This window comes from Protofrankia sp. Cj3 (assembly GCF_917627355.1).
GTDB lineage: Bacteria > Actinomycetota > Actinomycetes > Frankiales > Frankiaceae > Protofrankia.
Genome location: NZ_CAKJTR010000195.1, coordinates 1 through 5,336 on the forward strand (window position 1 = coordinate 1; position 5,336 = coordinate 5,336).

Annotated in this window: 3 protein-coding genes; all 3 read left to right on the forward strand. The window is 70.9% G+C overall.

The window, feature by feature from the left end:
• Positions 1-348: 348 nt before the first annotated feature.
• Positions 349-1,158 (forward strand): enoyl-CoA hydratase-related protein, encoded by an 810-nt coding sequence (locus tag MJ783_RS19710; protein ID WP_239312476.1) that lies wholly within the window; start codon positions 349-351, stop codon positions 1,156-1,158.
• Positions 1,159-1,365: 207 nt separating this feature from the next.
• Positions 1,366-3,519, forward strand: a complete 2,154-nt coding sequence (locus MJ783_RS19715; RefSeq protein WP_239312478.1) for a mycofactocin system FadH/OYE family oxidoreductase 1 — start codon at positions 1,366-1,368, stop codon at positions 3,517-3,519.
• Positions 3,516-5,336 (forward strand): mycofactocin system FadH/OYE family oxidoreductase 2 (locus MJ783_RS19720; protein ID WP_239312480.1); only part of this gene is annotated, 1,821 nt, incomplete at its 3' end. The genes MJ783_RS19715 and MJ783_RS19720, both read left to right, overlap by 4 nt.

The window sequence follows — 5,336 nt, forward strand, 5'->3', positions numbered from 1 at the left end:
CCGGACAGCAGGCACCAGCCGGCACGCCCCCGCGGTGGGCACATCACCCACCCGACCCGCCCGTTGCTATGTGCAAAACCACAACCACCACACAGCAACAATCGATCATCGTCGAGATATCACCCAACATTCACCCGGACAACACCCACAACCGGATGATCGAAAAGTAGGGGACGAGACACCTCACCCGGTGATCCGCGATCCCCCGGCAGGCTCGGGATCGTCTGACAGCGGTCCCGGGCCGCCCGCCATGTGCACGCCCGCCGTGTGCACATGGGCTCCGCATCTGGTCTGCTGAATGCCGCACGGAGACAGGTGTGATCCGGTCGAATCCCCAAGGAGCCCGGTATGACCGATCTGCTCGGAGACAACCGAGTCGACGCGGTGCGGTACGAGGTGGCCGAAAGCGTCGCCACCATCACGCTGAACCGGCCGGAAAAACGCAACGCGCTCACGCCGGCGATGGTGGACCGCTACGTCGAGCTGATGCGCGAGGCGGACGACGACCCGGCAGTCCGCGCCATCGTGCTGACCGGCGCGGGCAAGGGCTTCTGCGCGGGCGCCGACCTCGCGCTGCTCGCGGAGGGTGAACAGACTCTGCGCACGTTCATACCGGGCACGGCCGCCATCGCGGACGCCGCCGTCCGCACGCGCGTCCCAGTGATCGCCGCGGTCAACGGCGCGGTCGCGGGCATCGGGTTCGGTCTGCTCGTCGGCGCGGATGTTCGCATCGCCAGCCAGGAGTCAATCTTCACTACGGCGTTCGCCCGACTCGGCCTGGTCGCCGAGTACAACACCTCCTGGCTGCTGCAACGACTGCTGGGCCTGCCGAACGCGATGGATCTGTTGCTGTCGGGGCGGACGATCGACGCCGACGAGGCGTATCGCCTTGGCCTGGTACAGCGGGTGGTACCTGCGGGTACGGCTCTCACCGCAGCCCTCGACTATGCCCGTGACCTGGCACACAACTGTTCACCCAGATCACTCTCCACGATCAAGAGCCAGGTGTACGCCGATGCCGAGCGTTCCCGCGGCGAGGCGCTCGAGGCCAGCGTCCAGCTGATGGGTGAGTCCTTCAGCTGGCCGGACCTCGGCGAGGCCATCCTCGCGCGGCAGGAGAAGCGTCCCCCGAACTTTTCCGCCCCGCCCGCCTCCTGATCTTCAGGCGGGGCAGGGATCTCACGTTTTCCGGCCCGCAGGCCGGGACGTCCTCGCTGAGAGCCGCGGCCGGTGGCACCGCCCATCACCCATCACCCATCGCTCATTGCTCGTCATCCATCACCCACAAAGAGTCATAGAATTGATATGAATACAATTACGAACTAGCCGATGTATGAGGACACGGCAGGCCGAACGGTTCCACCGATGGCGGGGTCGACAATGCTGCTCACAGATCCGCTCACCCTGGGCGGTCGGAACGCGCCGAGCCGGGTGCTGTTCGGTCCGCATGAGACCAATCTGTGCCACGGTCGGGCGTTCTCCCCGCGCTCGGTGGCGTACTACGCCCGGCGGGCGGCCGGTGGTACAGGTGTGATCGTGACGGAGGAGGCCTCCGTCCACCCATCAGACTGGCCGTACGAACGGGCCCCCCTCGCCGCCGACTGCGGCCAGGGCTGGCGGGCGATCGCGGACGCGGTGCACCCGTACGGCACCCTGCTCATCGCCGCGCTGGGGCACTCCGGCGGTCAGGGCAGTTCGGCGTACTCCCAGCGGGAGCTGTGGGCACCGTCGCGAGTACCGGAAGTAAACACCCGCGAAGTGCCGAAGTCGATGGAGCCCGCTGACATCGACGCGGTGGTACGAGGCTTCGCTGGAGCGACCCGCACGGCGCTCGCCGCCGGCTGCGACGGCGTGGAGGTGAACGCCGGTCAGTACAGCCTGGTACGGCAGTTCCTGTCGGGTCTGACGAACACCCGGGAGGACGAGTACGGTGCGGACCGCCTGCGCTTCGCGCGAGAGGTGCTGACCGCCACGCGGGAGGCGGCCGGGGACGCGGTCGTCGGGCTGCGGCTGTCCTGTGACGAGCTGGCGCCGTGGGCGGGAGTGACCCCCGAGGCAGCCGTTGAGATCGTCCGTGCGCTCGCCGGGACCTACGACTACCTGGTGGTGGTCCGTGGGTCGATCTTCACGGTATCGGCGACCCGGCCGGACATGCATGTCGAACCCGGCTTCAACCGCGAGCTCACCGGCTCGATCCGAGCGGCGCTGACCGACGCCGGCCGCACGGACGGCAGCAACGGCTCGGCGGATACGGGCGGCCGCGCCGCCGTCCCGGTCATCCTGCAGGGCAGCGTGGTGGACGTCGACATGGCCGAGGCGGCATTGACCGCCGGTGTGGCCGACGCGGTGGAGATGACCCGGGCGCAGATCGCCGACCCGGACCTGGTGGCAACCACACGGGCCGGCCGGCCCCCGCGTCCATGCATTCTGTGCAACCAGGTCTGCCAGGTACGGGACAACCGCAACCCGCTGGTGTCCTGCGTGGGTGAACCGTCGTCCGGCCATGAGACGACCGACCCCCCGGTGGCCGGTCGGGCACGGGAACCCGTTGCGGTGACGGTGATCGGCGGCGGGCCGGCCGGCCTGGAGGCCGCGCGGGTCGCAGCCCTGCGCGGGCATCCGGTGACACTCCTGGAACGTGCCCCCCACCTGGGCGGAGCGGTCGTGGCCGCGGCGGCGGGCGCGGGGCGGTCACGGCTGACCCGTCTCACCGACTGGTTGGCGGCGGAGTGCCACCGGCTCGGTGTGGAGATCCGCACTGGGGTGGACGCGGGCCTCACCGCGGCGGGCCTCACCGCGGCGCCCCCGGCGAGCATCAGCTCTGCCGGCAGAGCGGTCGCGGTCATCGTCGCGGTCGGCGGCCAGGACGGTGACCAGCCCATCCCCGTCAGCGTGCCGCCGACGGAACCCGCGCCCGAGGTGTCACTGGCCGAGGACGGCCCGGCCACGCCGGTTGTGCGCAGTGCGCGGGCGCTGTTGACGGCGGCGGCGGCCGGGGCCGATCCGCTGCCGGCGTCCGGTCCGGTGGTGGTGTGGGATCCGCTCGGCAACGCGACGGGGATCGCGGTCGCCGAGCGGCTCGCCACGGCCGGCCGGGACGTCACCCTGGTCTCGCCGGATCTGGTGGTGGGCACCCAGCTGTCCCGCAGCGGCGATCTCGCCCCGGCGAACGTCCGGTTGCACCAGGCCGGGGTGAAACTGGTGAAACGGACCATATTGACCCAGCTCGAAGGCACCATCCTCTACGGGGACGACGTGTTCTCCGACGCCACAGTGGAGATCGCCTGCGCGGCGCTGGTGACCAACACGGCCGAGCTGCCGCTGCTCGGGCCCGACGAGATAGACGAGCTGGCGGCGGCGTCCGGGACGGTGGTCGGGGACGCGGTCGCTCCCCGGAGCATCTACGAGGCCGTGCTGGAGGGACGCCGGGCCGCGCTCGCCGTCGGCGACGGGGTACCCCGGCCAGCGCCGGCGGGCCAGGCGGATCCGGCCCGGGGAAGCAGGAGTGCCGGTCGATGAGTCGATATCGCCATCTGTTCAGCCCGCTGCGGCTCGGACCGGTCACCGTCGCGAACCGGATCGTGTTCTCGGCGCACCTGACCAACTACGCCGAAGACGGGCTCCCTACCGAGCAGCATGCCGCCTACTACGCGACCCGGGCGGCCGGCGGCACCGGCTTGATCATCACTGAGGAACACTCGGTACACCCGACGGACTGGCCGTACGAGAAGCTGATCCACGGCTTCTCCCGCAACGCGATACCCGGTTACCTGCGCATCACCGAGGCGGTCCACCGGCACGGCGTCCCGATCTTCGCGCAGATCAACCACAACGGCGGGCAGGCATCCGGGATGTTCTCCCGGCTGCCGGTGTGGGCACCGTCGGCCGTGGCGGACCCGCTGTTCCGCGAGGTTCCCAAGGCGGTCAGCCACGCGGAGATCAACGAGATCGTCGCCGGCTACGCGAAGACCGCCGGGCACTGCGCCGAAGGCGGCTTCGACGGGATCGAGCTGCAGTGCTCGCACTCGTCGATCGTGCGGGGCTTCCTGTCACCGGCGACGAACCGGCGCGCCGACGACTACGGCGGCCCGCTCGCCAACCGGGCCCGGCTGCTGGGCGAGATCGTGCGGGCGGTGCGGGCCGCGATCGGCCCTGGGCTCGCTCTCGGGGTGCGGTTGTGCGGCGACGAACTGATCGAGGGCGGCATCACCCTCGACGAGTGCGTCGCGGTGGCGCGGCTGGTCGAGGCGACCGGTGCCGTCGACTACATCAACACCTCGATCGGGACGGCCACCTCGACGCTCTACATGATCGAAGCTTCGATGGCTGTCCCGCCCGGGTACGCGCTGTTCATCCCGTCGGCGATCCGGGGCGCCGTGGACCTTCCGGTGGTCGGTGTCGGCCGGTTCAAAGACCCGCTGCAGGCTGACCGGGCACTGGCCGACGGGCACTGTGACCTGATCGGGATCGTGCGTGGGCAGATCGCGGACGCGAACTTCGCCCGCCTGGCCCGCGCCGGGGCGACCGACAGCATCCGGCTGTGCCTGTCGTGCAACCAGGAATGCGTCGGACGGATGGGGCTGAACCGCTGGCTCGGCTGTATCGAGAACCCGCTGACCGGCCGGGAGGCGTCGCGGGCCGCCGAGGGCACCGTCGAGCCCGGCCCGGACGGCCGTGACCCGGCCGGCACCCTGATCCTCAGGGCACCGGTGAAGCCGAGGGACGTGCTGGTGGTCGGCGCCGGGCCGGCCGGCATGCAGGCGGCGATCAGCGCCCACCGCGCCGGTCACCGCGTCACCGTGGTGGAGGCGGCCGACGAACCGGGCGGGCAGGTGCGCCTGGCCGCGGTCGTCCCGGGCCGGGCCGAGTTCGCCGACCTCGTCCGCAACCAGCTGGCCGAGCTGCGGGCACTCGGCGTGGCGGTGAAGACCGGCGTCCGGGTGGGCGTCGGCTACGTCCGCGACCACCGCCCCGACGTGGTCGTCGTGGCCACCGGGAGCCGCCCGGCCCGGCCGTGGTGGGCGAACCCCGACGATCTCCGGGTCGCCACTCTGCGGGCCGTCCTCGACGGTTCGGTGTCCCCGACCGGCCGGGTCGTGATCGTGGACGAGATCGGCTTCCACCATGCGCCATCCGTCGCGGAGCTGCTCGCCGACCGTGGCTGCCAGGTCGAGGTCCTCTCCCCGGACATGCAGGTCGGCCAGGGCCTCGGGGTGACGTTGGACAGCGAGGGCTGGAACATCCGGGCGGCGCGCAAAGGCATCACCCAGACCACGGACAGCGTGGTGCTGGGCCTGGACGACACCGGTCTGCAGGTGCTGTTCCACCCGACCGGC